At 67.2% G+C, this 25,956-nt stretch carries 23 protein-coding genes and 1 tRNA gene; 15 read left to right on the top strand and 9 right to left on the bottom strand.

Features of this window, described 5'->3' with window-relative positions; genetic code table 11:
* Positions 1 to 2 precede the first annotated feature (2 nt).
* From AC1RKE_RS08085 to AC1RKE_RS08065, 5 genes are all read right to left on the bottom strand, one after another.
* Positions 3 to 1,229 (bottom strand): acyl-CoA dehydrogenase family protein, encoded by a 1,227-nt coding sequence (locus AC1RKE_RS08085; RefSeq protein WP_395942027.1) that lies wholly within the window; start codon positions 1,227 to 1,229, stop codon positions 3 to 5.
* Between the two features lie 106 nt (positions 1,230 to 1,335).
* Positions 1,336 to 1,641, bottom strand: a complete 306-nt coding sequence (locus tag AC1RKE_RS08080) for an SCP2 sterol-binding domain-containing protein (protein ID WP_348684333.1) — start codon at positions 1,639 to 1,641, stop codon at positions 1,336 to 1,338.
* A gap of 274 nt (positions 1,642 to 1,915) precedes the next feature.
* Positions 1,916 to 2,194, bottom strand: a complete 279-nt coding sequence (locus tag AC1RKE_RS08075; protein ID WP_152950043.1) for a SemiSWEET family sugar transporter — start codon at positions 2,192 to 2,194, stop codon at positions 1,916 to 1,918.
* A gap of 47 nt (positions 2,195 to 2,241) precedes the next feature.
* Positions 2,242 to 3,885, bottom strand: a complete 1,644-nt coding sequence (locus tag AC1RKE_RS08070; RefSeq protein WP_348684334.1) for an amidase — start codon at positions 3,883 to 3,885, stop codon at positions 2,242 to 2,244.
* Positions 3,886 to 3,910: 25 nt separating this feature from the next.
* Positions 3,911 to 6,157, bottom strand: a complete 2,247-nt coding sequence (locus tag AC1RKE_RS08065) for a S9 family peptidase (protein ID WP_333895862.1) — start codon at positions 6,155 to 6,157, stop codon at positions 3,911 to 3,913.
* Between the two features lie 109 nt (positions 6,158 to 6,266).
* Between AC1RKE_RS08065 and AC1RKE_RS08060 the strand changes: the two genes are divergently transcribed.
* Complete coding sequence (locus tag AC1RKE_RS08060) at positions 6,267 to 7,082, top strand: ferredoxin--NADP reductase (RefSeq protein WP_395942025.1); 816 nt, start codon at positions 6,267 to 6,269, stop codon at positions 7,080 to 7,082.
* Positions 7,083 to 7,231: 149 nt separating this feature from the next.
* The gene (locus tag AC1RKE_RS08055) at positions 7,232 to 7,564 is read left to right on the top strand and encodes a chorismate mutase (protein ID WP_348685064.1); all 333 of its coding nucleotides are present in this window, start codon (positions 7,232 to 7,234) and stop codon (positions 7,562 to 7,564) included.
* Here the strand turns inward: AC1RKE_RS08055 and AC1RKE_RS08050 are convergent.
* Together AC1RKE_RS08050 and AC1RKE_RS08045 are read right to left on the bottom strand one after the other, a co-directional pair.
* On the bottom strand, positions 7,561 to 7,914 hold the full coding sequence (locus AC1RKE_RS08050) for an Hpt domain-containing protein (protein ID WP_348685063.1): 354 nt from the start codon (positions 7,912 to 7,914) through the stop codon (positions 7,561 to 7,563). The two genes, AC1RKE_RS08055 and AC1RKE_RS08050, sit on opposite strands and share 4 nt — an antisense overlap.
* Positions 7,914 to 9,326, bottom strand: coding sequence for an amino acid permease (locus AC1RKE_RS08045; RefSeq protein WP_348685061.1), 1,413 nt, complete (start codon positions 9,324 to 9,326; stop codon positions 7,914 to 7,916). Before AC1RKE_RS08045 ends, AC1RKE_RS08050 begins: the two co-directional genes overlap by 1 nt.
* A 155-nt stretch (positions 9,327 to 9,481) precedes the next feature.
* Between AC1RKE_RS08045 and AC1RKE_RS08040 the strand changes: the two genes are divergently transcribed.
* The 3 genes from AC1RKE_RS08040 (at position 9,482) to AC1RKE_RS08030 (ending at position 14,087) form a co-directional block, all read left to right on the top strand.
* Positions 9,482 to 9,557 (top strand) — tRNA-Lys (locus tag AC1RKE_RS08040).
* Positions 9,558 to 9,820: 263 nt separating this feature from the next.
* Positions 9,821 to 10,027 carry a helix-turn-helix transcriptional regulator gene (locus AC1RKE_RS08035; RefSeq protein ID WP_292118474.1) on the top strand — a complete coding sequence of 69 codons (207 nt, stop codon included), beginning with the start codon at positions 9,821 to 9,823 and terminating at the stop codon, positions 10,025 to 10,027.
* Positions 10,028 to 10,121: 94 nt separating this feature from the next.
* The gene (locus AC1RKE_RS08030) at positions 10,122 to 14,087 is read left to right on the top strand and encodes an nSTAND3 domain-containing NTPase (protein WP_395942024.1); all 3,966 of its coding nucleotides are present in this window, start codon (positions 10,122 to 10,124) and stop codon (positions 14,085 to 14,087) included.
* 76 nt (positions 14,088 to 14,163) lie between these two features.
* Here the strand turns inward: AC1RKE_RS08030 and AC1RKE_RS08025 are convergent, their stop codons facing one another.
* Positions 14,164 to 14,853 carry an aspartate/glutamate racemase family protein gene (locus AC1RKE_RS08025; protein ID WP_292118478.1) on the bottom strand — a complete coding sequence of 230 codons (690 nt, stop codon included), beginning with the start codon at positions 14,851 to 14,853 and terminating at the stop codon, positions 14,164 to 14,166.
* A gap of 107 nt (positions 14,854 to 14,960) precedes the next feature.
* Positions 14,961 to 15,551 (bottom strand): cytochrome b, encoded by a 591-nt coding sequence (locus AC1RKE_RS08020; RefSeq protein ID WP_348684531.1) that lies wholly within the window; start codon positions 15,549 to 15,551, stop codon positions 14,961 to 14,963.
* 214 nt (positions 15,552 to 15,765) lie between these two features.
* Here AC1RKE_RS08020 and AC1RKE_RS08015 point away from each other — a divergent pair, with 214 nt between their 5' ends.
* The 10 genes from AC1RKE_RS08015 (at position 15,766) to AC1RKE_RS07970 (ending at position 25,949) form a co-directional block, all read left to right on the top strand.
* Entirely contained in the window at positions 15,766 to 16,158 is a 393-nt protein-coding gene (locus AC1RKE_RS08015) for a hypothetical protein (protein ID WP_348684530.1), read from the top strand.
* A gap of 103 nt (positions 16,159 to 16,261) precedes the next feature.
* Positions 16,262 to 16,447 (top strand): DUF1289 domain-containing protein, encoded by a 186-nt coding sequence (locus AC1RKE_RS08010; protein ID WP_292118485.1) that lies wholly within the window; start codon positions 16,262 to 16,264, stop codon positions 16,445 to 16,447.
* Between the two features lie 36 nt (positions 16,448 to 16,483).
* Positions 16,484 to 16,756 carry a metal/formaldehyde-sensitive transcriptional repressor gene (locus AC1RKE_RS08005; protein WP_292118486.1) on the top strand — a complete coding sequence of 91 codons (273 nt, stop codon included), beginning with the start codon at positions 16,484 to 16,486 and terminating at the stop codon, positions 16,754 to 16,756.
* Positions 16,753 to 17,706: a CDF family Co(II)/Ni(II) efflux transporter DmeF gene (dmeF, locus tag AC1RKE_RS08000; RefSeq protein ID WP_348684529.1), complete on the top strand. Its 954-nt coding sequence runs from the start codon at positions 16,753 to 16,755 to the stop codon at positions 17,704 to 17,706. The genes AC1RKE_RS08005 and dmeF overlap by 4 nt, the downstream gene beginning before the upstream one ends.
* 70 nt (positions 17,707 to 17,776) lie before the next feature.
* Positions 17,777 to 18,211, top strand: coding sequence for a hypothetical protein (locus tag AC1RKE_RS07995; RefSeq protein ID WP_348684528.1), 435 nt, complete (start codon positions 17,777 to 17,779; stop codon positions 18,209 to 18,211).
* Positions 18,212 to 18,270: 59 nt separating this feature from the next.
* Positions 18,271 to 19,590 (top strand): TolC family protein, encoded by a 1,320-nt coding sequence (locus AC1RKE_RS07990; RefSeq protein WP_348684527.1) that lies wholly within the window; start codon positions 18,271 to 18,273, stop codon positions 19,588 to 19,590.
* Positions 19,587 to 20,852 carry an efflux RND transporter periplasmic adaptor subunit gene (locus AC1RKE_RS07985; RefSeq protein WP_492896791.1) on the top strand — a complete coding sequence of 422 codons (1,266 nt, stop codon included), beginning with the start codon at positions 19,587 to 19,589 and terminating at the stop codon, positions 20,850 to 20,852. The genes AC1RKE_RS07990 and AC1RKE_RS07985 overlap by 4 nt, the downstream gene beginning before the upstream one ends.
* 14 nt (positions 20,853 to 20,866) lie before the next feature.
* Positions 20,867 to 24,052: an efflux RND transporter permease subunit gene (locus tag AC1RKE_RS07980; protein ID WP_348684159.1), complete on the top strand. Its 3,186-nt coding sequence runs from the start codon at positions 20,867 to 20,869 to the stop codon at positions 24,050 to 24,052.
* Positions 24,052 to 25,221, top strand: a complete 1,170-nt coding sequence (locus AC1RKE_RS07975) for an acyltransferase family protein (protein WP_348684161.1) — start codon at positions 24,052 to 24,054, stop codon at positions 25,219 to 25,221. Before AC1RKE_RS07980 ends, AC1RKE_RS07975 begins: the two co-directional genes overlap by 1 nt.
* Positions 25,218 to 25,949, top strand: coding sequence for a HupE/UreJ family protein (locus AC1RKE_RS07970; RefSeq protein ID WP_348684163.1), 732 nt, complete (start codon positions 25,218 to 25,220; stop codon positions 25,947 to 25,949). The genes AC1RKE_RS07975 and AC1RKE_RS07970 overlap by 4 nt, the downstream gene beginning before the upstream one ends.
* Positions 25,950 to 25,956 lie beyond the last annotated feature (7 nt).

Below are 25,956 nucleotides of genomic sequence, written 5' to 3'. Positions count from 1 at the left end.
TCTCAGGCCGAGGGTCTGCCGCCGTGTTTGGCGTACTCCAGCCGGGCGATGGTGCGGTTGTGCACCTCGTCGGGGCCGTCGGCGATGCGCAGGGTGCGCACGGTCGCATAGAGTTCGGCCAGGGGGGTGTCGGCCGAAACGCCGGCGCCGCCGAAGGCCTGGATGGCGTCGTCGATGACCTGAAGCGCCATGCGCGGGGCGGCGACCTTGATCTGGGCGATCTCGGAGCGGGCGTTCTTGGCCCCCGCCTCGTCCATCATCCAGGCGGCCTTCAGCACCAGGAGGCGGCACATTTCGATATTGGTGCGGGCGTCGGCGACCCTCTGCTCCCACACCGAATGTTCGGCCAGCTGTTTCCGGAAGGCGGTGCGGTTCAGAAGGCGGGTCACCATCAGCTCCAGCGCCCGCTCGGCCGCGCCGATCACGCGCATACAGTGGTGGATGCGGCCCGGGCCGAGGCGACCCTGAGCGATCTCGAACCCCCGGCCCTCGCCCGCGATCAGGTTCTCGACCGGCACGCGGACGTTCTCCAGCACCACCTCGGCGTGGCCGATGGGCTTTTCGTCATAACCGAAGACCGACAGCATCCGCTCGACCCGGAAGCCGGGCGTATCGACGGGGACGATGATCTGGGACTGCTGGGCGTGCGCAGCGGCGGCCGGATCGGTCTTGCCCATGACGATGGTCACGGCGACGTTCGGATGGGCCATGTTGGTCGACCACCATTTGCGGCCGTTGATGACATAGTGGTCGCCGTCGCGCTCGATCCGGGTCCGGATATTGGTGGCGTCGGACGAGGCGACCTCGGGCTCGGTCATCAGGAAGGCGGAGCGGATCTCGCCCGCCATCAGCGGCTTCAGCCAGCGGTCCTGCTGGGCCGCGTTTCCGTACATATGGAGCACCTCCATATTGCCGGTGTCGGGGGCGTTGCAGTTGAACACCTCGGCCGTCCACAGGTGGCGGCCCATCATCTCGGCGAGGGGGGCGTATTCGAGGTTCGTCAGGCCGGCGCCCCCGTTCTCACCGTCATGGCCGCCCGGCAGGAACATGTTCCACAGGCCCGCCTCGCGCGCGGCGGCCTTCATGGCCTCCATGACCGGAGGCTGGCGGTTCGGATTCTCCCGCACCTGGGCGAAATACTCGGCCTCGCGCGGGATGACCTGTTCGTCGAGGAAACGGCGCACGCGGGCGTGCCAGTCCAGGGCGCGGTCGGAATGTCTGAAATCCATGTCGTTTCCTCGTTTTTTCGGTCGCGCCTCTGACGGACGCTGAAGACGAGAACGGCGCGGCCCCCGAGGGGCGCCGCGCCGCAGTCAAGTATTGATCAGCAAGCCATCAGCGCTTCAGCAGCGGAGCCAGCTTCTGCGCGATCATCATGTCGCCGGCGATCTTCAGCTTGCCCTGCATGAAGGCCATCATCGGGTCCAGCTTGCCTTCCGACAGGGCCATGAAGTCGTCCCACTTCATCGAGACGGTGGCGTCGGCGGGCTTGTCTTCGTTGGTGACGGTGTTCGGCACGGAGGCGCCGTCGATGAAGATCTTGCCCTCGTCGCCGAGGTCGAGCTTCACGGTCTTGCCGAGGCCGGAGTTGTCGCCGACGGCGTTGCGGATGTGATCAGTGACTTGGGCGAGATCAGGCATTGGGGGCGTCTCCCTTGGACGTTGAGGCTCCTGCCGTAGCCCGCATCGCGCGGGGCGCCAAGATCACGTCGGGTAAAGCTGTCGTCACTTGTCCGGTGAAGAGCCCGAATAGAGACTGGCCAGACCAAGGGCGGCCATGAAGAAGACGAAGGCCGCGACGATGGCGGCGACGAAGGGGACGGCGTCATGGGGCATGGGAAATCTCCTCAGCCCCACCCTCGCGCCGCCTCCGCCGCCTCGCCTTGATCCGGATCAAACCTGCAGAATCGGGCCGTCAGGCTTCGGGATCGCCGTCGCGGAACCGCCATTTCATCACCAGAACCCAGGACGCCATGACCAGGGCGCAGGAATTGGCCACGGTGACGGGCCAGGCCTGGGTCATCACCCCATAGACCACCCACAGGGCGAAACAGGTCACGGTCAGGGAATAGGTCCTCAGACTGACCGAGGAGGCGTCCCTCTCCTTCCAGATCTTGAGCGCCTGGGGTGCGAAACTGGTGACGGAACAGACCGCTGCGGCCGAGCCGACGATATTGGCGATCAGGTCGCTCATTCGGGGAGGATCGGCTTTGTCATGAAGGCCCAACAGCGGACCGCCGATCAAGGTTCCTGAAGGACGGGCGCGAGCAGAGGCGCGACGGCGCGCGTGCCGTTCAACGAGCCGGGAAAGGCCGGCGCCACCCGCTGCGGTCCCAACTGTTCAAAGGCGTAGCCGAGCGCGAGCACCCGCGCGTCCTGCCACTGGCCGCCGATGAAGCTGAGCCCCACCGGAAGCCCGCCCACCTGCCCCATGGGCACGGTCAGGTGGGGATAGCCCGCCACAGCCGGCAGCGTCGAGGCCGAGCCCAGATAGTGGTCGCCGTTGACGACGTCGGTCATCCAGGCCGGGCCGGTCGTCGGCGCGATCAGGACGGCGACGTCATTGTCCTTCAGCAGTCGATCGATCCCCTCGGCCCCGGCCAGACGCAGCGAGGTCTCGCGCGCGGCCACATAGGCGGAGTCGGACAGGCCGCCAGTCGCCTCGGCGGCTTCGAACAGGTCCTGGTCGAAAAGGGCCAGCTCGCGCGGGGTCGCGCGGTTGAAGGCGATGACGTCGGCCAGGGTGCGCGTCTGAACCTGAGCCGGATCGGTGGTGGCGAGATAGGCGTTCAAGTCCGCCTTCAACTCGGTCAGCAGGACGGTGAATTCCGCGCCGCCGACAGCGTCCATGTCCGGTCCGTCCTTGATCTCGACGAGGACGGCGCCTGCCTGGCGCAACCGCTCCAGATTGGCGTCGAAGACGGCGTCCGTACCGTCGGAATAGCCGGTCAGGAAGCGGGCGACGCCGATGCGAACCCCGCGGAGACTGGCCCCCTCCAGAGCCGCCGCATAGTCGGTCTTGCGGGCGTCGGCCTCGGCCGTCGCCGGATCGGCGGGATCGGTCCCGGCGATGACGGTCAGCACCAGGGCGGCGTCCCGGACGGTCCGGGTCATCGGCCCGGCGGTGTCCTGGCTGTGGCTGATGGGGACGATCCCCGTGCGCGACACCAGGCCGACGGTGGGCTTGAACCCGACCAGGCCGTTCATCGCCGCCGGACAGGTGATCGACCCGTCCGTCTCGGTGCCGATGGCCACGATGGCGAAGCCCGCCGCCACCGCCGCTCCCGAGCCCGAGGATGAGCCGCAGGTGTTGCGGTCGCGGGCGTGGGGATTGCGGGTCAGGCCGCCCACGGCGCTCCAGCCGCTGATGGAGTGGGACGAGCGGATATTGGCCCATTCCGACAGATTGGACTTGCCGATCAGCACCGCCCCCGCCGCGCGCAGCCGGGCCGTGATCGGCGCGTCGCGGTCCGGCTGGTTCGCGGCCAGGGCCAGGGAGCCCGCCGTGGTCGGCATGCCGCGCGCCTCGACATTGTCCTTGATGACCAGGGGCACGCCGTCCAGCGGCAGGGCCTGTCCGGCGAGGCGGCGGGCGTCGGAGGCGCGGGCGTCCTCGGGCGCATCGGGGTTGATCGCGATCAGGCTGTTGATCGCGGGACCGGGCTCGCCGAACCGGCCTTCGACGTCATAGGTGCGAATCTGGCTGAGGAAGAAGCGCGCCATCTGCTCCCAGGAGCCGTAGGGCGTCCGCTCGCGCTGAACCCAGGCGATGTCGGCGTTCGGCGGCGGCGGCGGGGGCGGCGGCGTCTGCGCCGAGGCGAACGGCGCCGCGACGCCGGCCAGGACGACGGCGAACACGCCGGCCAAAAGCTTGGTCTTCAACATGTTCGCCCCGTTCCTGATTAAGCCGTCAGTCCGCCGTCTCAGCCCTCTTGCCGATCGTGCGGTCCAGGAAGTCGAGATAGGTCCGCCATTGCTGAAGCTGCCGCGGTTCGCCGCGGACGCCGTGCCTTTGGCCCGGATAGAGCATCATCTCGAACGGCGTGCTCTTGGCCTGGAGGGCGTCGATCACGCGGGTGGCGTTGCCGAAGATGACATTGTCGTCGGCCATGCCGTGCAGGATCAGCAGGCGCCCCGTCAGATGATCCAGGCGCGGCAGGACGTCGGTGGCGGCGTAGCCGTCCGGATTGTCCTGGGGCGTGGACATGTAGCGTTCGGTATAATGGGTGTCGTAGAGGCTCCACTCGGTCGGGGCGGCGCCGGCAAGCGCCGAGGCCAGTCCAGCGTCCGGATCGGTCAGGGTCAGCAGGCTGAGGAAACCGCCGAAGCTCCAGCCCATGACCGCGATATGGTCGCCATCAACATAAGGCAGGGTTTTCAGCCATTTGGCGGCCAAAGCCTGATCCTCGACCGCAGGAATGCCCAGGCGGCGATAGATGCTGGTCTCAAACGCCTGGGACCGGTCGCCCTCGCCGCGGTTGTCCACGCGGAAGACGATATAGCCGGCCTCGGTCAGCAGCTGGTTGGTCAGGGGCTGCCAGCTCTTCTGCACGCCCGCGCCGGTGCCGGGACCGCCGTAGACCTGCATCACCACCGGGTACTTCTTCGACGGATCGAAGTCGGGCGGGGTGGTCATGCGCCAGACCAGGGTCTCGCCGTGGCTCTGCATAGTCCCGAACTCGGGCGTGCGCAGCCGCGAGACATAGGGGGCGAAGGGGTGATCGGCGTCGAGCCGGTTTTCCTCGATCCAGCGGATCCGCGTGCCGTCGATCCGGTAAAGGGCCGACTGGGGCGGGGTGGCGGGATCGGAATAGTTGCCGACATAGGCGGTCGCCGGGCCGTTGACCGAGACATTCCACCAGCCGCCGGCGGGGGTGACCGCCACCGGATCGACCGTGCGGTTCAGACTGGCGCGGAACATCTGCTGTTCGATGGGCAGTTCCTTGCCGTCGCGCATCGAAGCGGTGAAATAGACCTCGCCGGTCCTTTCGTTGACGCCGTCCAGATGTTTGACCGGATAGTCGCCGTGCGTGATCGCCCGGATGCGGCGGCCGTTGCGGTCGTACAGATAGAGGTGCCGCCAGCCGCTGTCCTCGTTCGACCAGATGAAACGGCCGTCCGGCAGGACATGGAAATCGTTGTTCAGATCGACCCAGGCCTCGGCCTTCTGGCTGAGGATGACCCGCGATGCGCCGGTGGCCGGATCGACGCTGAGCAGGTCGAGCGTCTTCTGGTCGCGCGACTGACGCTGGACATACAGGGTCTTGCCGTCATGCGACCAGTCGACCCGCGCCAGATAGATGTCGGTGTTCGCGCCCAGATCCACCTTGACCCGCGCGCCGCTCTGAAGATCGCGGACATGGAGTTCGACCAGGGCGTTGGGGCGGCCGGCGCGGGGATAGCGCTGCTCGACCATGGTGGCGCCTCCGCCGGTGATCTCGAAGCGCGGCACGACGTCTACCGGGCTTTCGTCGACGCGGGTCAGGGCGATGTAGCGTTCGTCCGGGCTCCACCAGTAGCCGGTGTCGCGATCCATCTCCTCCTGGGCGATGAACTCGGCCGTGGCCCAGGTGATCAGGCCGGCGCCGTCGTCGGTGATCGGCGTCTCCTTGCCCGTGGCCAGATCATAGATGACCAGGTTCTGGTCGCGGACCCAGGAAACGAAATTGCCCTTGGGCGAGACCTTGGCGTCGATCTCGTCGGCCTCGGTCTCGGTCAGGCGGCGCACCTTGCCGTCGGCGCGGCTGGCCAGGAAGATGTCGCCCTCCAGCGGCGCAAGGATGTAGCGGCCCTGCTGGTCCCAGGCGTATTCGACCACGCCGCGGGCGCTGATCCGCATCCGCTCGCGCCGCGCCTTTTCGGCCTCGGACAGTTCGCCGGCGTCGGGAACCAGGGCGCGGGCGTCGATCAGCTTGTAGGGCTCGCCCTCGCCGGTGGGCGCGGCCCACAGGTCCTGGACGTCCACATTGTCCTCGCGCGAGCGCAGGAAGGCCACCAACTGGCCGTCGGGCGACAGGCTGACCCCCTTGGCCACCGGGCCGTTCAGGCTGGGGCTGGAGAAGACCCGTTCAGGCGTCAGGATGTTGGAGGGGGTCTCCTGGGCGACCGCTGAACCGGCCGAGAGGAGGATGGTCGAGGCGAGAAGAAGGGTGCGCATGGTCGGCGACGCTAGCGACGCTTCTGCAAGCCGTCACTAGGAAAAGTGGTCGCCGCCCGGAGCGCTTTTTCTTCCCTGCGACCGGTTCTCAGACTAGAGAGGCCGCACCATGACCGACGCCGCCCTCTCCCCCGCCCCTGCGAAAGCCAGTCCGTTCAACGAACTTGAGGTCCTGTGGGTTCGCCACTGGACCGACAGCCTGTTCAGCTTCGGCGTGAAGCGGCCGGAGGACTTCCGATTCCGCTCGGGCGAGTTCGTGATGATCGGCCTGCCCGGCGAAGACGGCGGAAAGCCGATCCTGCGCGCCTATTCCATCGCCAGCCCCTGCTGGGCCGAGGAGCTGGAGTTCTTCTCGATCAAGGTCGCCGACGGCCCCCTGACCTCGCGCCTGCAAAAGATCGTGGCCGGGGACACGGTGCTGATGGGCAAGAAGCCGACCGGCACCCTGGTGCTGGACGCCCTGACCGGCGGCGAGCGGCTGTTCCTGATCGGCACGGGCACGGGTCTGGCGCCCTGGCTGAGCGTGGCGCGCGATCCGGAGACCTATTCCCGCTTCGGCCATGTCTATGTGATCCATACGGTGCGCAACGTCGCCGACCTGGCTTACCGCGACTTCTTCACCCGCGAGATCCACGACGACCCCCTGATCGGCGACGAGGCCAGGGCGCAGCTGACCTATTATCCCACGGTCACGCGCGAGGAATTCCAGACCCCCGGCCGCATCACCGACCGGATCAAGTCGGGCGACTTCTTCCGCGACCTGGGCCTGCCCGAGGGCTTCGATCCGGCCAAGGACCGCGTCATGCTGTGCGGCTCCATGGCCATGATCAAGGAGGCCGGGGAACTGCTGGAGACCTATGGACTGAAGGAAGGCTCCAACGCTGAACCGGCCGACTATGTGCTGGAGCGGGCCTTCGTCGGCTGACACTTGAATAATCCGCTCATCCCGGCGAAAGCCGGGACCCAGATCTTTGGGCGATCCCTGTCTCTCGACGATCTGCGCCCTTGATCCCAGACACCAGTGTGGCGAAAGCACTGGGTCCCGGCTTTCGCCGGGATGAGCGGAAAGTTTTGATGCACCACCCTGCCCTTGTCGCCGTCGATCCCCGCGTCGATCCTGCCGAATGCCAGTCGATGGCCGAGGTCCGCCAGGGCGTCGACGCCGTGGACCGCGCCCTGGTCGCCCTTCTGGCCGAACGCCAGCGCTATATGGAGGCGGCCGCCCGCATCAAGCCCGACCGCGACGCCGTCTTCGACCAGGCCCGGATCGACGACGTGGTGGCCAAGGTGCTGACGGCCGCGCAAGCGCACCACCTGTCGCCCGAGATCGCCGAACCGGTCTGGCGCCTGCTGATCGACCGGTGCATCGCCCATGAGTTCGCGGTGTACGACCGAACTCGAAGCTAAGCCTTAAGCCCCCGCAGCATCAGCTCGTGGCGATAGGCCGCCACGTCGGCCAGCGCCGCCTCCAGGGCGTCGCGCACCCGCTCCAGCGCCGGCGCCGCCAGGGCCTGTTCGACCGTTTCCGCCTCGGCGCAGACCGCCGCCAGGTCGCCGGCGCCGATCCCTGCGGCCGCGCCCCGGATGGTGTGGACTCCGTCGCGCCAGCCCTCGACCTTGGGGTTCAGCAGGGCGGACCAGAGGGCGGCCTGTTCGACGAACAGGCCCAGCACCTCTTCCGAAATCGCCGCGTCGCCGCCGGTCATGCCCTCCAGCACGCTGAAGTCGACGGCGCCGGTCAGGTCGCGACGGGCCATCAGGCGGCCTCTTCCTCGCCCTTGGCCAGGCGGGAGTTGCGGGACGACCAGGCCAGATAGATGAGCACGCCGATCAGGTTCCAGGCGACGAAGCCGATCTGGGTCACCGGCTTCAGGCTGAGGAAGAAGACGACGCAGCCGATCACGGTGACGGCGCCCACCAGGGGCCACAGGGGCGCCTTGAACACGCGGCGTCGGCCCGGCTCGCGAATCCGCAGCACGATCAGGCAGACGCCTACGGCGCAGAAGGCGGCCAGAGTGCCGGCGTTGGCCAGGGAGGCCAGCTCGTCCAGCGGCAGCAGCCCAGCCAGGATCGCCACCACCACAGCCGTAAAGACCGTCACCACCGCCGGAACGCCGCGTGCCGAGACCTTGGCCAGCCGACGCGGCAACAGGCCGTCGCGCGCCATGCCCAGGAAGATGCGGCTCTGGCCGAACAGGAAGGCCAGCAGAACGGTCGGAAGGGCGATCACCGCCGCCGCCGCGATCCACTGGGCCGCCGTCCCCTGCCCCATCTGGCGCAGGATCAGGGCCAGGGGCTCAGGACTGTCGGCGAAGTCGGAGACCGGCCGGGCGCCGATGGCGGCGGCGGCGACCACCAGATACAGGGCCGTGCAGACCAGCATGGAGCCGATGATGCCGATGGCCAGGTCCCGCTCAGGCTTCTTGGTCTCCTCCGCAGCCGTGGAGATGGCGTCGAAGCCGTAGAAGGCGAAGAAGATGATGGCCGCCGCCGCCATGACCCCCGTCTGGACGAAGGGGGCGCCGAAGCCGTTGGGCATGAAAGGGGTGAAGTGCTCCGGCTTGAAGGCCGGCAGGGCGATGGCGACGAAGACGACCAAGGCGGCGATCTTGATGACCACCAGGACGGCGTTCAGGGTTGCGCTCTCCTTGGTGCCCAGCAGCAGCAGGCCCGTCACCACCCCGATGATGGCGACGGCCGGCAGGTTGATGATTCCCCCGGCGTGCGGCCCCGCCGTCAGGACCGTCGGCAGATCGACGCCCAGGCCGCTCAGGAAGCCGACCGCATAGCCCGACCAGCCCACCGCCACGGCCGAGACCACCAGGGAATATTCCAGGATCAGGCTCCAGCCGACGACCCAGGCGATCATCTCGCCCAGGACGGCGTAGGAATAGGTGTAGGCGCTGCCCGCCGTCGGCATCATGGTCGACAGTTCGGCATAGGCCAGGGCGGCGCAGACGCAGACCAGGCCCGCCAGGCCAAAGCTGATCAACACCGCCGGCCCCGCCAGACCCGCCCCGACCCCGATCAGGGTGAGAATGCCGGTGCCGACGATGGCGCCCACACCCAGAGCCAGCAGATGCGGCCAGCTGAGCGTCGGCTTCAGCCGCGGCCCGTCGTGGGGCGCCGTCATGACGTCGATCGAACGACGCCGGTTCCAAAAGGCCATGATGCTCACTCCCCCGCCGTCTTTGCGGCTGATTCCGCCGAGACCATGCCCGTCAAAGAAAGTTTGCGAAAGCGCTTGCCAAGCCCGGAACGGGTGGGTAGTAGGAGCGCCCTTCGGCAAGGCGGTCGCCTCGCCGAAGGTCTGACGATCGGTGTGGGTGATTAGCTCAGTCGGTAGAGCAGCTGACTCTTAATCAGCGGGTCCACAGTTCGAACCTGTGATCACCCACCATCGTCCTTTTGATTTCATTGAAGATTTAGAAAAACCCCTCGGGGCCACCGTTTCTCTGAATCAGAAAAACGGTGAGAAAAACGGTGGGGATCGCAGCCAGCTTTCTGCCGCTTCGTCACTACGGTTGCCAGTGTCTGGCATAAGCAGAATCTATCGTCCGTTTGGGACATGTCCCGGGGACGTACGACCGTGCCATTGCGGGTATCCGCTCATTCGGGGCCGCCGGAGAATCGTCTGCTTTTCGAGCGGAAAGGACAGGAGCGATGACCGACGAGAGTTTCCCGCCGAGGCGTTTCCTGCGGACACCGGAAGCAGGCCGGTATCTGGGTCTGTCCGGCCGCACGCTGGAAAAGCACCGGAGCTGCGGCACCGGACCGGTCTATCGAAAACTCGGCGGGCGGGTTGTCTACGCGATCAGCGACCTGTCCGAGTGGGCGGACACCGACGTCAGAACACCCACGCCGATCTAACCTCACGGGTCGGTTCCCAGGTTCCCCGAAGCTGCACGTTGCGGCTGATCGAGCGGCTCCGTACATGCTCCGGTTCGGAAAACAGGGCTGGGCCATGAACGAGAAGACGACGAGCGCGCCAGCGGGCCTGGCCGGATACGACTATCAGGTCGACATCTCCATCTACCTCGCGCTTGATCTCATGCTGGTCCAGAAGCGGCTCGACGAAATCACGCTCGAGCCGGCCAACCATGAAGACCTCGCCGCCGATCTGAAGGACGAAACCCAGGTCTCGGCCGCAACGAGCCTCTCCATCGGGGGATACCCCCTCGTCGTCCAAGCCAAGCTGCGCAACGGGGAGCCTTGGTCCGACACCGATATCGAAACGCTTCTCACGAAGGGCAAGGCGCGGAAGTCCCCCAACACGCTCCTGACGGAGAACACGGCCCTCCGATATCTGCTGATCACCAGTGCTGCCACAAAGGGGGTCGCGCGTGATCTGCGGACCGGTGCGGTCGCGGCGAACTGGCCGGCCAAGCTGCCGAAGGGCATTGGATCAAGGCTGCCAGGCCTGGACGGACGGGTTGCGGTGCTCGACGGCCTCGATGAGACGAAACTCGATGGCCAGATCCGCGATGTTCTGCTGACGACCTGCAAGGTCCCGCTGCCCAACATCGTCGACTGCATCAAGGAACTGCGGACCGTCGCCCTTGAACACATGCGCAACGGACCCAGCGTCTGGACCCGAAACGCCGTGGAAAAGACCATCACCGCCTTCGGGGGCTATCTTGCGACGGCCCCAGAGGTCGGACTGTTCGTCAAGCCGACGAACTGGGGCGACTTGCAGAACCAGCTGGCGACCCGCCACGGCGTCATCATCAGCGGCAGCTCGGGCACCGGGAAAACGATGGCCGCCGAAGTTCTGCTCGATGAACTTCGCAGCCGACCGGACGGTGCGTTCAAGGTGATCCGCGTGACGGCCGGACCCGAACAGGTCTGGAACTCGAAAGAGACGGGCCGGGTCGTCTTCATGATCGAGGATCCGTGGGGCAAGTACCGCTATCATCCTGAGCAAGGCGTGTGGAACCGCGACCTCGATCGCATGCTGAACGGGGCGCACGCCGACCGTCAGTTCATCGTCACCACCCGATCCGATGTCTTCAAGGAGAGTGGCGAGCGGCTGGCCGCCCATTGGTTCGTCTCACTGGAGACCCGGCATTATGGCCAACGCGAGCGCTTCCGTTTGTTCGACAACCAGGTCAGGCTGCTGCCCGAGGTCTTGAAGGCCCCGGTCGACGCGCATCGCGACGTGGTCCTGAAGCGGCTCGAGAGTCCGTACGAGATCCAGAAATTCTTTGACGGGCTCGCAGGCGAAATGTCGCCTGACGAGAACCTGCCGACCTTCATTCACCGCTGCATAGACCTTGCCCACTACGACGCGATCGAGAACACGATCGTCGACCAGGTCGAAGCGCGGGACGACGCATTTCCGGCGATCGCCGTGTGGGGCCTGCTGAAAGCGCTACCGCGTCTGTCCTGGGAGGTGGTCCCTCGACTCGCCGAAGCCATCGGCGAAAAGGACCAAGAGCTCGAGGACAAGATCGTTCCGCTGATCCGCTTCATGGCCGCGGGGCGAAACCTGCGTCAGCCGAACGACGTGCTCAGCTACTACCACCCGCGCGTCGAGGCCGGGCTGGAGCGCATCCTTAAGGGCCACAGCGGACGTGCGGCACGCCTTCTGGGAAGCATGGTTGATGTGCTTGTCGCCATCGATGGTGACGGCGACGCGGACTGGGGCCGCGAGGCGGCCGCACGCCTCGTCCAGGGCGCCAGGAACGATCGCGTCAAGGTGACCGTGAGCCCCGACGCCCAGGCGGCGCTCGACGCCTTCGTCCGGCGTCGTCTTGTCACCCCGTCCGACACGCTTGAGGCCGATCTCAAGCTGGCGGCCGACGTCGGTTCGCCTGACGACACGATCACGCTTTTCGCGCGCTGGGTCGGCGCTCGCGGCGACACCTTCGGCACGCTGCAAAACTGGCTGGAAACGCCGGTCAGTCCGCCCGACGCGGCGCGCACCGCCGCCGATCCGGATGTGGCGATCGTCGCGGCGCGCTTCGTCCGGGAGACGCTCGCGCGCACAAACGACCACTTCCCCGATGATTTCGCGGCCCGCATCACGGTGATGGCCGGACCCCAGACCGATGCATTCCGCGACGCAGCCTTGCGCATGGTCGGCTTTGGGTACGACTTCAACGCTCGTGCGGTGGGGACGGGGGCGCTGGTCGACTTCGCCGGGTTCGAACCGGTGGTGGACGCCGCGATCGCGGTGAACATCAGCCTGCGCGATGACGATGACTCGGTTTGGCTGGAAATCCGCAACGGCGAGCACAGCGAGGGTTATGCCGAACACCTCGCCGACATGCATCATGATGACGGCGACACGGCGGACAGCTTCATCCAGCTCTATGTCGCGGATTTGCGCCTGCGGTCCGGCTGGAGCGCCATCATCGCCCGCACCCAATCGCCGGAGTTGCTCTGGGGCTGGATCCAGGTGCTGGGCGCCGACGGCGTCGTGCCGCAACCGGGCGAAATGGTGGGGATCGCCGACGCCGCGCGCGGACATCGCCACGACGGGCGTTTCTGGGATCTGGCGCGCAAGAAGTGGTCGGCCGACCTGGGGTCTCGCCTTGAAGACTACCTCAAGACGCCCGGCCTGGCCGAGGACACGCGCCACGCCGTCCTGAAAACCATGATCGTGCATCAGCCGTCGAACGGCCGGGCGTGGCTCCAGGCCATGGCCGCGGCCGGCGACCTTCAGGGAGTCCTGCGGGCGATGACGGATCTGCGCGCACTGGCGAACGGCTACGACCTGAAATCGGAGGTGGCCGTGTTCGCGGCGGAGGCCCCGGGCCACGTCGAGCCCTACGGCGCGTTGGCGCAGGCGGTCCTCGACGAGGCGCCCTACGCGCTGTCGCCGTCGGAAGTCGCTCAGCTGGAAGCGCTCGACGCCGCCGCAAGTCCCGATCTGCAGCTGGCGCGGGCGCGTCTCCTTGCAGCGGCCGGGCGGCCGGTCCGGACCTATGTCGAAAGCCTGCTCGCAACCGCCGGCGATGAAAGTGAGGATATTCAGCGCGCCAGGGCTGCGATCGCGATCGCGATCGCGCAGGGTCTGACGGACATTGTCGAGGGCGGGCTGAAACACCGGTTCGCCGCCGTGCGCCGCGACGCGCTGCGAACGATCGCCGACGGTCTCGCCGCACCCCTGCCCGCCCACATCCTGGCGCTGGCGCATGACAAGGGGAGCGGGGTGCGTGAGGCGCTTGTCGAGATCCTCAAGACCAAGCCTGACGCCAGCCACCAACCGACGCTCATCGGTCTGACCTCGGACACCTGGGCCCGTGCGGAAATCTACTACGGCGACGAGGCGAGCTACCCCATCGCGACCGGGGCGGCGGAGCTGCTCGGCGACCAGGCTCCGCTTTTCGCCGATGCCATCGACACCCTGATGGCGCGGGCTGCTGCCACCAGCGACCCCGATCTGCGCAACGCACTCCTGCTGGCCGTGGCCAAGCAGGGCGACATCGCGGGACGCGACCGACTGGCGGACCTGGCGCTTGAGGTCGGACGTCCCGGCCTGCACGCGGCCGCCGCCGAGGCCCTCTTCCTCGCCGGCGACCGGTCGGCTGTCCGCGCCTCCCGGTTCGAGCCGCATCTCCGCGCCGGGCGAGCGGCGCCGGTCGTCATTTCCATGGCGCTGGCGGTCGGTGCGACAGGGGAAAAGGCCGCCACCCTGACGCTCGCCCGCACCCTGCGAATGGACCCAGATCGATCCGCCCTTGTGGTCCCGCTGCTGTTTGGCGCGATCTGGGGTGAGGAAGGACTGTACGATGCGATCGCCGCGCTCCTGCCTCAGGATATCCGATACGGTCTCACGGGCGCCTTCAGCGACCAGGGCCTCGCCCCGCGAACGCTCATGGACGCATTGGGCGACTTCAGAATTCGCGAGGCGGTGATGAAACGCCTGCGCCAATTCTTCGAGCCCAAGCCGAAGGATATCCCCCCGCCGCGCCAACCTGCCTAGCGGACGACGCCGTGGGGCGCGCCGCACGTTTCGGTACGAGGACGCCTCAGACGCAAGCGGCTCTGGGCGCGGGCGTTCAGGCCAGGGCGAAATCCACAGCCGCCATCGCGTGGATATCCGTGCTGTCGAAGGCCGGGACCGGACATCCGTCGACGTTCAGGATCATGCCGATCTCGGTGCAACCGAAGATCAGACTGTCGGCGCCGTCCGCCTTCGCCCGTTCCACAAGACCCAGGAGCGCCTGACGTGAGCTGTCCCGAACTACGCCGAGGCAGAGTTCGTTGAAGATAATGTCATGGGTCAGCCCCCGCCCATCGGCGTCGGGGGTCATGACCTCGATGCCGTGCGTCTCCATGCGGGCGGGATAGAAGCCATTCTCCATCGTGTAGCGCGTCGCCAGCAGAAGCGGCTTTCGACAACCCGCCGCCTTCAGGCGGTCCGCAGTCACATCGACGATATGAAGGAAGGGGACAGTCACCGCCGCCTCCACGGCAGGGGCGACCAGATGCATCGTGACTGCGCACATCATGACGCAATCCACTCCGGCGCGCTCGAGGCCTTGGGCGGCGTTGGCGAGATAGCGCCCCGCGTCATCCCAACGGTCGGACTTCTGCATGTCGACGATGGTCTGGAAATCGACCGAATGAAGGATGAGGTCCGCAGAATGCAGCCCCCCGAGCCGCGCCTTCACCCCCTCGTTGATCTTGCGATAGTACAGCGCCGAGCCCTCGAAGCTCATGCCGCCGATCAAGCCGATTCTACGCATGGTCCTGCACCGTTATTCCGGCCCCGAAAGGCCGCTGCACCCGTCGTGACAGCCCTGCCGCCGCGCTCTGGCGAGTGCGACCGCAGCGGGCAGCCGATCCCTCAGGTTTAGTTCGTCGGTTTGTGTCTGTCTTCACGGCGCGTGAACGGCGGCATGCGGCTGGCGATTGCGCCCCGGTCGAAGACAAGGTGTTTGATGACCGCACCCACATGCAGGATCAGAAGCGCGTAGGTGACCTTCACGAGAAGGACGTGCGTGTCTTCAAAGGCTGCGTGCCCCGCGCGAGGCAGTCCCGGGATAAACGGGAAGCTGAGACCGCCGACGAGCGGAGTGGTCGCGCTCTGGAGTGCGCCGGATCCCGTCGAGATATAGGCCCAGCCGGTGAGGGATAGTCCGATCAGGACGATGTAGAAGGCAGCGTGGTTCAGCCGCGCCAGCCAGCGCTCCCAGGTCGGCGTCTGCGCCGGCCAGGCCGGGGGCGGGTTGACCAGACGCCAGACGAGCCGGCCGACGGTCAGCAACAGGATCGCGAAACCGAGGGTCTTGTGCCAGTTGAACCACTCGGTACGCAGGGCGCCCCGTTCCATGTCCCCGAACGTCCAGCCGACGTAGATCTGCACGAGCAAGAGGATGGCGACGCCCCAATGGAAGAGGGCGGCGATCTTCGAGTAACGGCCCGTATCTCTGATGCGGCTCATGACATCACCTCTCCTCAATGGTCCCGGTCCGTCGGGGTCAACTTCAACTGATTCCGTCCCGGCGACGCGCCCGGGGCTGCCCCCTGCGACAAAAGATACTCCGAGGGAGTAATCCGAAATCAGGCGCCGCCAGACGCTGGCGCGTGCCGAAATATACTCTATGGGAGTATATGTCACTGCCGATTTCGCCAGTGCCCAGATGGAGACCTATCCGATGAGACTCGCCCCTTCGGCGCTCGCCGCTGCCTGCATCGTCCTGTTCGCGGCGCCGGCGCTCGCCCAGACCGCGCCTGCCGCTCAGCCGGCCCACCCGGCCCATCCGACGAGCTCGGGTTCTGCTCCCGCCGCCCACGCGCCCCTGCCGGCCGGGCATCCTCCGGTCAGCGCGCACGGCTCCGCCGGCGCCGCCCTGCCCGCCGGCCACCCGCCGGTCACTCCGCACGGAAGCGCGAACGCGCCTGCGGCCCACGGCGCCGGGGCTCACGGCCAGGCTGGCCACGGCGCGGCCCATCCGACCGCACCGCTCCCGGAAGGCCATCCGCCCGTTTCCGACGCGCCGGCCGCCCATCCGCAAGGGACGATGCCGTCGCGGACCACCCCGCAATAGGCCGTCCGTCCTGCTCTTGAAAATATACTGGTAGGGAGTATATGAGCCGCGGTCGAGTTTGTGCGCCCTCCCCTGCACGACGGCTCGACCGCGGACCACTCCAGTGAAGACACCCTGTATCGACATCTGCGTTTTCGATTCCACGACCGGCTGGTGTGTCGGATGCGGCCGAACCCGCCCGGAAGTCGCGCAATGGCGCAAGCTCACCCCGTTTCGCCGCAAGGCGGTTGAACGCGAGCTTCCACGCCGGATGGCCGCGCTGGGTGCGAAATCCGCGACGGCGGACTAATGAAGCGCGAACGTCGTCTCTCCAAGGATTCCCGCCATGGCTCACATCGCCGCCGACAAACCCAAGCTGCTCGCGCGGGTCCGCCGTATCAACGGTCAGGTCAGCGCGCTTGAGCGCGCGATCAATGAGGATGTCGATTGCATCGCCGTCCTCCAGCAGGCCGCCGCCGTTCGCGGCGCCCTCGGCGGTCTCGTCGAGGCGCTGATCCTTCAGCATCTCGAGCACCATGTGGCCGCACCTCATCTTGACGAAGCCGAGCGCCGCAAGGGCGCTGACGAGCTGATATCCATCATCGGACGCTATAAATGACCTTCCCGCCCGCCCCGGCATCTCACGACCATGTCTTCCTAGCCGCGAACCACGACGAGAACGCCCGTCGCACCTTGATCGTGGTCATCCTGACGGCCGTGATGATGGTCGGCGAAATCGTCGCCGGGGTGCTGACGGGGTCCATGGCGCTGCTCGCCGACGGCATCCACATGCTGACCCATGCCGGAGCGTTGGGCGTCGCGGCTCTTGCCTATGCCTATGCGCGGCGTCACGCCCATGATCGTCGCTACAGCTTCGGAACCGGCAAGGTGGGCGACCTGGCGGGCTTCGCTTCGGCGCTCGTCCTCGGCCTGTTCGCCATCGGCATCGGCGTGGAATCGGTCCGCCGCCTTTTCGAGCCGACGTCGGTTCTCTTCGGCGAGGCCGCGATCGTCGCGGTCATCGGCCTGGCGGTCAATGTGGTGAGCGCCCTGCTTCTTTCGGGCGGCCACCACCACGGTCACCATCACGGCGACCACGACCATCACCACCACGACCATGGCCATGGCCATGGCCATGGCGGCGATAACAACCTGCGCTCCGCCTATCTCCACGTCCTGGCCGACGCCCTGACCTCGGTGCTCGCCATCATCGCCCTGCTCTCGGGCCGCTACCTCGGGTGGACCTGGCTGGACCCGATCATGGGCCTGGTGGGCGCCGCGGTGATCGCCAAATGGTCGTGGGGCCTCATGCGCGATACCGCGGCCGTCCTGCTGGACCGGACGGACGAGCATGTCGCCGAGGAAACGCGTGAAGCGATCGAGACGCCGGGCGACGCGGCGATCCGCGACCTGCACATCTGGCGCATCGGTCCCGACGCCCACGCAGCGATCATCAGCGTCTCCGCAACGGGCGTGACCCTGGACGCGCTGCGCGCGCGGCTCGTCCCCGTGCATGAATTGAAGCATGTCACGATCGAGATCGAGACCGCCGAGGCGCTCGCCGCCTGAGGTGCGACACTTTCCGTGTTGAAGGAATCGTCGCCTTCCCGATAGTGGGGGGGAGTTCGGGAACAATCACTTGCTGCGTCTTCTGCGCCAGATCTGCATCGGCCTGACCGTGACCTTGATGGTCGCGGTGCAGGGCTTTGCCTTGCGCGACGCCCAGCACCGGCTCGAACACGCGGTGCAGTTCCCCGGCGTCGACTATGTGGATGTGGCCGTCATCGCCTCCGGGCCCGACCACGATCACGACCATGGGCACAGCCACGACGAAGGTGGTCCGGTCGCGGACTTCGAGACCGCTTTCGACGGAGCGACCGACGGGGACGAGATGCCGGTCGTACCGCATCATCACCACTCCGGCGGGGGCGAAATCCATCTGGCGTTAGCTGGCCCGGCCTACCCGCCCTCTCTGCAGAAGACCGACGGAGGCGCGCTGACCCCGGCGCGCGACACCCTGCTTGCGGGCACACGCCCGGAAAGCCCCCTCGACCCTCCCAAACAGCGCGCCTGATCACCTGAAAGTTGATCTTGCGCGGCTGCGGCCGCGCGCGCCCTGTTTGGAGAATTTCCTTGAACCACCCTGCATCCGGCCTCGCCGGACGGCGGGTGCGCGCCACAGCTGCGTCTGTGCTCGCACTCGCCCTGGGGGCGACGCTCGCCCCTGCATCGGCGTACGCCCAGACCTCGCCGACCTCCCCGTCTGTCGCCCAACCCGCGACGCTCACCTTGCGCGACGCCCTGTCCCTCGCCGCCCAGGCCGATCCTGCCCGGCCGGGTCTCGCGGCGCGGCAACGCGCGGCGGAAGCCGGGGTTCGTCAGGCTGACGTCCGGCCCAATCCGACGCTCGGCCTCATGGTCGAAAACCTCCCGACGCTCGGCGGCGGCGACATCCTGAACCGGACGGAGACCACGCTCACCTACGAGCAACGCCTCGAGCGTGGCGGCGACCGGCCGGCCCGGACGGCCCTGGCCCGGGCGGAAGGCGACCTCGTCGTCGCCGAAGCCCAGGTCGCCCTGCTCGATCGCCTCGAACAGGTTCAGCGCGCCTGGGCTGAAGCCTTGGCGGCCGAAGCTGCGGTGGAGATCGCCCGCGAGCGTCTGGACCTCGCCGAGGCCTTCTCTACGGAGGTCCTGCGTCGGGTCGGCGCCGCACGCGACCCGCTGTTCGCAGGCGCCCGGGCCGAGGCCGAACTGGCCCAGGCCCAGATCGATTTCGACCAGGCCGAGATCACCGCACGGCTGACGCGCGCGAACCTGAGCCTGTTCTGGGGCGGTCGATCCGACTTCACCCTGGGCTCAAGCCTGTTCGAAGACACTTCCGCATCAAGGCTGGAGGCCGGACCGGTGGCCCCGGTCGATCTCGCCGTCTTCAACGCACGGCGCCTCATCGCCGACGCCCAGGTGCGCGTCGAGGAAGCGCGCGCCGTCGCCGATCCGACGGTACAGGTCGGCGTCCGGCACATCTGGGACAATGAAGTCGCCCTGGTGTTCGGCGGCTCGATCCCCTTGCAGCGCTATGATCGCAATCAGGGCGCTATCGACCGCGCTCGCGCCGAAGGGGTCGCCGCCCAGGCGGACAGCCGGGCGTTCGCGGCCGAGCGGGAGCGGGAGATTCTCCGTCTCCAGGTGCAGCTCGCCGCGCGGGCGAGTGAGGTCCGACGCATCTCCGAAGAGACCATCCCCCAGGCCGAGCGCGCCGTGCGGCTGGTCCGGGACGGCTTCGCGCGAGGGGGCTTCACCTACAACGACGTGATGTCCGCCCAGACCGCCCTGCTGCAGGCGCGAGCCCGGCGCGTCTCCGTCCTGCAAGAATTTCACAACGACCGCGCGCGCCTCGAGCGCCTGACGGGCGCACACGCCGATCTCGTCGGCCTGGAGATCCAACCATGAAGAAAACCTATCCGATCCGCCGCGCCTCCGGGGCGGCGATCTCCAGTCTCGCCCTGCTTCTGGCCGCCTGCGGCCAGGGCGGCGCCGCGCCCGAGAAAGGCGCCGAGGCGGAAGCGGCGGCCGCCGCCGACTATGAGCGCGGTCCGCATAACGGCCGCATGCTCAGGGACGGCGACTTCGCCCTTGAGGTCACCATCTATGAGGACGGTCCGGAGCCCATCTTCCGGCTCTATCCGTATCTGAACGACAAGCCGGTCGCCCCCGGAGAGGTCCAGGCGGCCATGGCCCTCACCCGGCTGGGGCCGTCCGTCGATCGCTTCGCCTTCACGGCGGAGAATGACTACCTCACCAGCCCGGGCGTCGTCACCGAGCCGCACTCCTTCGACGTCGCCGTCAATGCGACGCATCAGGGCCGCCGCTCGAACTGGACCTACCAGTCCTATGAGGGACGGACGACGATCGCCGCCGCCGCGGCTCAAGCCGGGGGTGTGAAGACCGAACAGGTCGGCGGGGCCACCCTGGGCGAGACCCTGTCGCTGAGCGGCCGGGTCGAGATCAAGCCGGAAGGCATGGCCGAGGTCCACGCCCGCTATCCGGGCCGGATCGTCTCGCTGAACGTCGAGCTCGGCCAGCGGGTGAGCCGCGGCCAGGTCCTCGCGCGCGTTGAATCAAGCGAGAGCCTGCAGACCTACACCGTGACCGCGCCGATCTCGGGCGTGATCACCGTGAAGAACGCCAACCCGGGCCAGATCACGGGCAACGGCCAGCCGATGCTGGAGATCGGCGACCCGACGCAGTTGCACGCGGAGTTCTTCCTGTATCCGCGCGACGCGGAACGCGTGCGGGTGGGCCAGAGGGTCGAGGTCCGCAGCCTTGCCGGCGACCACCGCGCGACCGCCACCATCGAAGCGATCCTTCCGGCGGCGGACGTGCTGAGCCAGACCCTGGTGGCGCATGTGCATCTACCCGTTCAGGCCGGGGCCTGGCGCCCTGGACTGGGGGTGTCCGGAGAGGTGCAGATCGGCGCGGGAGACGTGCCGCTGGCCGTTCGCACGCGCGCGCTCCAGCCCTTCCGGGACTTCACCGTCGTCTACGCCAAGGTCGGCGACACCTATGAGGTGCGCATGCTCGATCTCGGTCGCAGGACCGATGAATGGACCGAGGTTTTGGGCGGTATCGAACCGGGCACGACCTACGTCACTGACGGCGCCTTCCTGATCCGCGCGGACATCGACAAGTCCGGCGCGAGCCACGACCACTAGGCGGAGCGCGAACCATGCTTGAACGCATCATCGCGTCGTCGATCCGCTTCCGCTGGGTCGTCCTCGCCTTCGTCCTTCTGGCCTGCGTGGTCGGCGTCTGGAGCTACCAGCGCCTGCCGATCGACGCGACGCCGGACATCACCAACGTCCAGGTCCAGATCAACACCGAGGCTCCTGGCTATTCTCCGCTCGAAGCCGAGCAACGGATCACCTTCCCGGTCGAGACCGCCATCGCGGGCATACCGGGCCTGTCCTACACGCGCTCGATCTCGCGCTACGGCCTGAGCCAGGTGACCGTCGTCTTCGAGGACGGCACGGACATCTACCGCGCCCGACAGCTGGTCAATGAGCGTCTGCAAAGCGCCCTCAGCCAACTGCCGCCGGGCTCTTCGCCCGAGCTCGGCCCCATCGCGACGGGTCTGGGCGAGATCTTCATGTACACGATCGAGGCCGAGCCCAACGCCCGCAAGCCCGACGGTACGGCCTATACGCCTGAAGATCTGCGCACCCTGCAGGACTGGGTCATCCGTCCGCAGATGCGCAACACGCCCGGCGTCACCGAGGTCAACACCATCGGCGGCTTCGAGCGACAGTATCACGTCACGCCCAACCCCGACCGTCTGGCCGCCTTCGGCGTCACCATGGCGGACGTCGTGTCGGCGCTGGAGCGCAACAACGCCAACGTCGGCGCCGGCTATGTCGAGCGATATGGCGAACAATGGCTGATCCGCGTTCCCGGCCAGGCCTCCACGCCTGAAGACCTCTCCAACATCGTCATCACCACCCGAGGCGGCGTTCCGATCCGGATCGCAGAGGTCGCGGATGTCGGCGTCGGTGAGGAACTGCGGACCGGCGCGGCGACAGAGGACGGCCGCGAGACGGTCCTCGCCACTGTCCTGATGCTGGCGGGTGAAAACAGCCGGGTGGTCGCGCAGGCCGCCTCCGCCCGCCTGGAGGAGGCCGCCAAGGCGCTGCCCGCCGGCGTCATCGCGCGCCCCGTCTATGACCGGACCGATCTCGTCGAGCGTGCGATCAAGACGGTCGCCAAGAACCTCGCGGAAGGGGCCCTGCTGGTCATCGTCGTGCTGTTCCTGCTGCTCGGGAACATCCGCGCCGCCCTGATCACGGCTGCGGTCATTCCGGTGACCATGCTGATGACCATGACGGGGATGGTGAGGACCGGCGTCTCGGGCAATCTGATGAGCCTCGGTGCCCTGGACTTCGGTCTCATCGTCGATGGCGCCGTCATCATCGTCGAGAACTGCCTGCGCCGCTTCTCGGAGGCCCAGCATCGCCTCGGCCGACTGCTGACGCGGGAGGAACGGTTCGAGCTGGCGTCCTCGGCGTCCAGCGAGGTCATCCGGCCGTCGCTCTTCGGCATCCTGATCATCACGCTCGTCTATGTCCCGATCTTCGCCCTGGAAGGGGTGGAAGGGAAGATGTTCCACCCGATGGCGCTCACCGTCGTGATCGCCCTGACCTGCGCCCTGCTGTTGTCGCTGACCTTCGTGCCCGCCGCGGTGGCCATGTTCGTCACCGGAAAGGTCCAGGAGAAGGATCCCTTCCTGATGCGCTGGGCCCGTGTCGGCTATCAGCCGGCGCTGGACTTCGCCCTGCGCACCCGGACCCTCATGGTGGGCGGCGCCGTGGCCCTGGTCGCGCTCGCCCTGTTCGGCGCATCGCGGATGGGTTCGGAGTTCGTGCCCAATCTGGATGAGGGCGACATCGCCCTTCACGCCCTGCGTATTCCGGGCACCAGCCTGGGGCAGGCGATCGAGATGCAGACGGCTCTGGAAGCCCGCATCGCGCAGTTTCCGGAAGTCGAGCGCGTGGTGGCCAAGATCGGTACGGCGGAGGTCGCAACCGACCCGATGCCGCCCTCCGTGGCGGACACCTACGTCCTGCTCAAGGATCGCAAGGACTGGCCGGACCCCCGCAAGCCGAAGACGCAGCTCGTGGCGGAGATGGAGGAAGCGGTCGCCGCCATTCCGGGCTCGAACTATGAGTTCACCCAGCCCATCCAGATGCGTTTCAACGAACTCCTTTCGGGGGTGCGCGCCGACGTGGCCATCAAGGTCCATGGCGATGATCTGGACCAGTTGGTCGAGCTCGGCTCGCAAATCCAGGAAATCGTCGCGGGGATCCCCGGTTCGGCCGATCCGCAGGCGGAGCAGGTCACCGGCCTCCCGATTCTGCAGATCACGCCGGACCGGGCGGCCATCGCCCGCCTCGGCCTCAGCATGGAGGACGTCCAGTCCGTCATCGCCACCTCCATGGGCGGCACGACGGCGGGTCAGATCTTCGAGGGCGACCGCCGTTTCGACATCGTCGTCCGGCTTCCCGAGGATCTGCGCCGCAACACGGACGCCATCGGCCGGCTGCAGATCCCCCTGCCCGGCGCGGAAGGCGTGTCGCGCGGGTTCGTCCCCCTCAGCGAGATCGCCACGATCGCGCTGGAGACCGGCCCGAACCAGATCAGCCGCGAGGACGGCAAACGCCGCATCGTGGTGACCACCAATGTTCGGGGTCGGGATCTCGGTTCGTTCATCGGCGAGACCCGTGAACGGGTCGAACGAGAAGTCCAGCTTCCGGAAGGCTACTGGGTCACCTACGGCGGGACGTTCGAGCAGCTGATCTCGGCCGCCAACCGTCTGCAGCTGGTGGTCCCGGCGGTCCTGCTGCTGATCTTTGGCCTGCTGTTCGCCCTGTTCCGTTCGGTGAAGGACAGCGCCATCGTCTTCTCCGGCGTGCCTCTGGCGCTCACCGGCGGGGTCGCGGCCCTGGCTCTGCGGGGTCTGCCGCTTTCCATCTCGGCGGGCGTCGGCTTCATCGCCCTGTCCGGCGTGGCCGTCCTGAACGGCCTGGTGATGGTGACCTTCATCCGGTCGCTGATCCAGCAGGGCAAGCCCGTCCCCGAGGCCATCCGCGAAGGCGCCCTGACCCGGCTTCGGCCGGTTCTGATGACGGCCCTGGTGGCCAGTCTCGGGTTCGTCCCGATGGCTGTGAACGTCGGAGCCGGCGCCGAGGTCCAGCGTCCGCTGGCGACGGTCGTCATCGGCGGGATCATCTCGTCGACGATCCTGACCCTGCTGGTCCTGCCGGCGCTTTACAGCCTCGTCCACGGCCGTGAGCGCCCCACGGACGGCGCGCCCCGCACCTCGTGGATGGATCGTCTGCCGTTCCGGAAACGGAGCGTCTGATGGGCCCCGCTCTTCCCCGGAAGAGCGGGAGCGGCGCCGACGCGGTCCCCAACGCGTCGGCGCCGGCCTTCCCGAGCCGGCTGCCGGCCCTGACCGGCATCCGGTTCTGGCTCGCCCTCGGCGTCGTGCTCTTCCACTACCAGCTGAACATGGTCCCCGAGGGCGGGACGGGCATCGCGCTGATCGAACGCGCGCGCCTCGCGGTCGATTTCTTCTTCATCCTGTCGGGTTTCATCCTGGCCCACGTCTACGGGCGTCAGGTGCGGAGCGGGACCTACAATCACAAGCGCTTCCTCATCGCGCGGCTGGCCCGGATCTATCCGGCCCACCTCGCCATGATGGTCGTGATGGCGATCATCGTCCTCGTCGCGATCGCGCTGGGGCAGCCGTTCGCGAATGACAGCTACTCCCTGCCGGGCTTCCTGTCCGCGCTGTTCCTGACCCACGCCTGGTTCCCGGCCACCGTCCCCAACGAGTGGAACGGGCCGTCGTGGTCGCTTTCCGCTGAATGGGCCGCCTATCTGGCCTTCCCCGTGTTCGCCTACATCGGACTGAAGGCGGGCCGCCGGCCCTGGGTGACGATCGCTCTGTCCGTCGGCCTGTTCCTGTTGATCGACGGCGTTTACCGCTGGGTCTTCAAGGATCAGCTGACCCACGCCGAACTGGTGCTCGGGGTGCTGAGGATCATTCCCGAGTTTCTGTTCGGGATCGGCCTCTACCAGCTCGGCAGCCGCATCCGGTGCGGTCGCCGGACCGCGACGCTCGCCGCGATCGGCTCGCTCGCCGCGCTGCTTTGCCTGATGGCGATCAGCGCCGACGAGCGGTTGATCGTGGCGATGTCGGGCGCCGTCATTCTCGGCCTCGCCCTGTGGGATCGGGCCGAGGACGACAGCGTCTTCAACCACCCGCTGCTGCTGGAGGCCGGCGAAGCCTCCTACGCCCTGTACCTCGTCCATCTGCCGCTTCTGATCATCTGGAAGAACGGCATGGCGATGCTGGGCGGCATCGACAGCACCTACCGGATGTCCGCGTCCGAAGCGGCTCTTCTGCTGGCGCTCACTGTCGCCTGCGCCTTCGCGCTGCATGCCTTCTGGGAGCGTCCGGCGCGCGCCCTGATCCGCAGCCTTTTCCTTACCCCCTCCCCCAAACCTGAGAGAGGTCAATCATGACGTCTACCCTGCGCCGCGACTCCTGGTCGTGGCTCCGATCCCCCTGGACGGCGCTGCTTCTCGTGCTCGGCTTCATGCTGCTCGACGGCGCCTTCAGCCAGGCCCTGGCCCACGGCGTCGCCGAGGGCGACAAGGGCTACATCCAGGAGACCTCCGGCTTCCTGTTCTGGCCCTTCGTCTATCTGGGGGCCAAGCACATGGTCACCGGCTACGACCACCTGCTGTTCCTCTTCGGAGTGATCTTCTTCCTCTACAAGATGAAGGACATCTCGATCTATGTGACGCTGTTCGCCATCGGCCACTCGTCCACGCTTCTGCTGGGCGTCCTGACCGACATCAGTGTGTCCAGCTACATCGTGGACGCCATCATCGGTCTGTCGGTCGTCTACAAGGCGCTCGACAACATGGGCGCCTTCCAGCGCTGGTTCGGCTTCCAGCCCTCTACCAAGGCGGCGACCCTGATCTTCGGCCTGTTCCACGGCTTCGGTCTGGCGACCAAGCTGCAGGACTTCCAGATGTCGCCTGACGGCCTGCTCGGCAATCTGATCGCCTTCAACATCGGGGTCGAGGCCGGACAGCTTCTGGCCCTCGGCGGCATCCTCATCCTGATGGGCTTCTGGCGCCGGTCGAACAGCTTCTGGAAGCACGCCTACCTGACCAACGCCGTGGTGATGTGCCTCGGCTTCATTCTGACGGGCTACCAGCTCGTCGGCTTCTTCGTCATGTGATCGGAGC

Source organism: Brevundimonas sp. GW822-FHT03E11, assembly GCF_058801445.1.
Note: the sequence above shows the minus strand (reverse complement) of the source record. Positions and strands in the feature narration are given on the sequence as shown.

Coding starts and splice junctions, on each gene's coding strand:
- AC1RKE_RS08070 (WP_348684334.1), bottom strand. CDS start 3,885: ATGTTGAAGACCAAGCTTTTGGCCGGCGTGTTCGCCGTCGTCCTGGCC.
- AC1RKE_RS07975 (WP_348684161.1), top strand. CDS start 24,052: ATGGGCCCCGCTCTTCCCCGGAAGAGCGGGAGCGGCGCCGACGCGGTC.
- AC1RKE_RS08075 (WP_152950043.1), bottom strand. CDS start 2,194: ATGAGCGACCTGATCGCCAATATCGTCGGCTCGGCCGCAGCGGTCTGT.
- AC1RKE_RS08085 (WP_395942027.1), bottom strand. CDS start 1,229: ATGGATTTCAGACATTCCGACCGCGCCCTGGACTGGCACGCCCGCGTG.
- AC1RKE_RS08030 (WP_395942024.1), top strand. CDS start 10,122: ATGAACGAGAAGACGACGAGCGCGCCAGCGGGCCTGGCCGGATACGAC.
- AC1RKE_RS07980 (WP_348684159.1), top strand. CDS start 20,867: ATGCTTGAACGCATCATCGCGTCGTCGATCCGCTTCCGCTGGGTCGTC.
- AC1RKE_RS08045 (WP_348685061.1), bottom strand. CDS start 9,326: ATGGCCTTTTGGAACCGGCGTCGTTCGATCGACGTCATGACGGCGCCC.
- AC1RKE_RS08025 (WP_292118478.1), bottom strand. CDS start 14,853: ATGCGTAGAATCGGCTTGATCGGCGGCATGAGCTTCGAGGGCTCGGCG.
- AC1RKE_RS07970 (WP_348684163.1), top strand. CDS start 25,218: ATGACGTCTACCCTGCGCCGCGACTCCTGGTCGTGGCTCCGATCCCCC.
- AC1RKE_RS08065 (WP_333895862.1), bottom strand. CDS start 6,157: ATGCGCACCCTTCTTCTCGCCTCGACCATCCTCCTCTCGGCCGGTTCA.
- AC1RKE_RS08015 (WP_348684530.1), top strand. CDS start 15,766: ATGAGACTCGCCCCTTCGGCGCTCGCCGCTGCCTGCATCGTCCTGTTC.
- AC1RKE_RS08005 (WP_292118486.1), top strand. CDS start 16,484: ATGGCTCACATCGCCGCCGACAAACCCAAGCTGCTCGCGCGGGTCCGC.
- AC1RKE_RS08055 (WP_348685064.1), top strand. CDS start 7,232: ATGCACCACCCTGCCCTTGTCGCCGTCGATCCCCGCGTCGATCCTGCC.
- dmeF (WP_348684529.1), top strand. CDS start 16,753: ATGACCTTCCCGCCCGCCCCGGCATCTCACGACCATGTCTTCCTAGCC.
- AC1RKE_RS08035 (WP_292118474.1), top strand. CDS start 9,821: ATGACCGACGAGAGTTTCCCGCCGAGGCGTTTCCTGCGGACACCGGAA.
- AC1RKE_RS08050 (WP_348685063.1), bottom strand. CDS start 7,914: ATGGCCCGTCGCGACCTGACCGGCGCCGTCGACTTCAGCGTGCTGGAG.
- AC1RKE_RS08080 (WP_348684333.1), bottom strand. CDS start 1,641: ATGCCTGATCTCGCCCAAGTCACTGATCACATCCGCAACGCCGTCGGC.
- AC1RKE_RS08060 (WP_395942025.1), top strand. CDS start 6,267: ATGACCGACGCCGCCCTCTCCCCCGCCCCTGCGAAAGCCAGTCCGTTC.
- AC1RKE_RS07985 (WP_492896791.1), top strand. CDS start 19,587: ATGAAGAAAACCTATCCGATCCGCCGCGCCTCCGGGGCGGCGATCTCC.
- AC1RKE_RS08020 (WP_348684531.1), bottom strand. CDS start 15,551: ATGAGCCGCATCAGAGATACGGGCCGTTACTCGAAGATCGCCGCCCTC.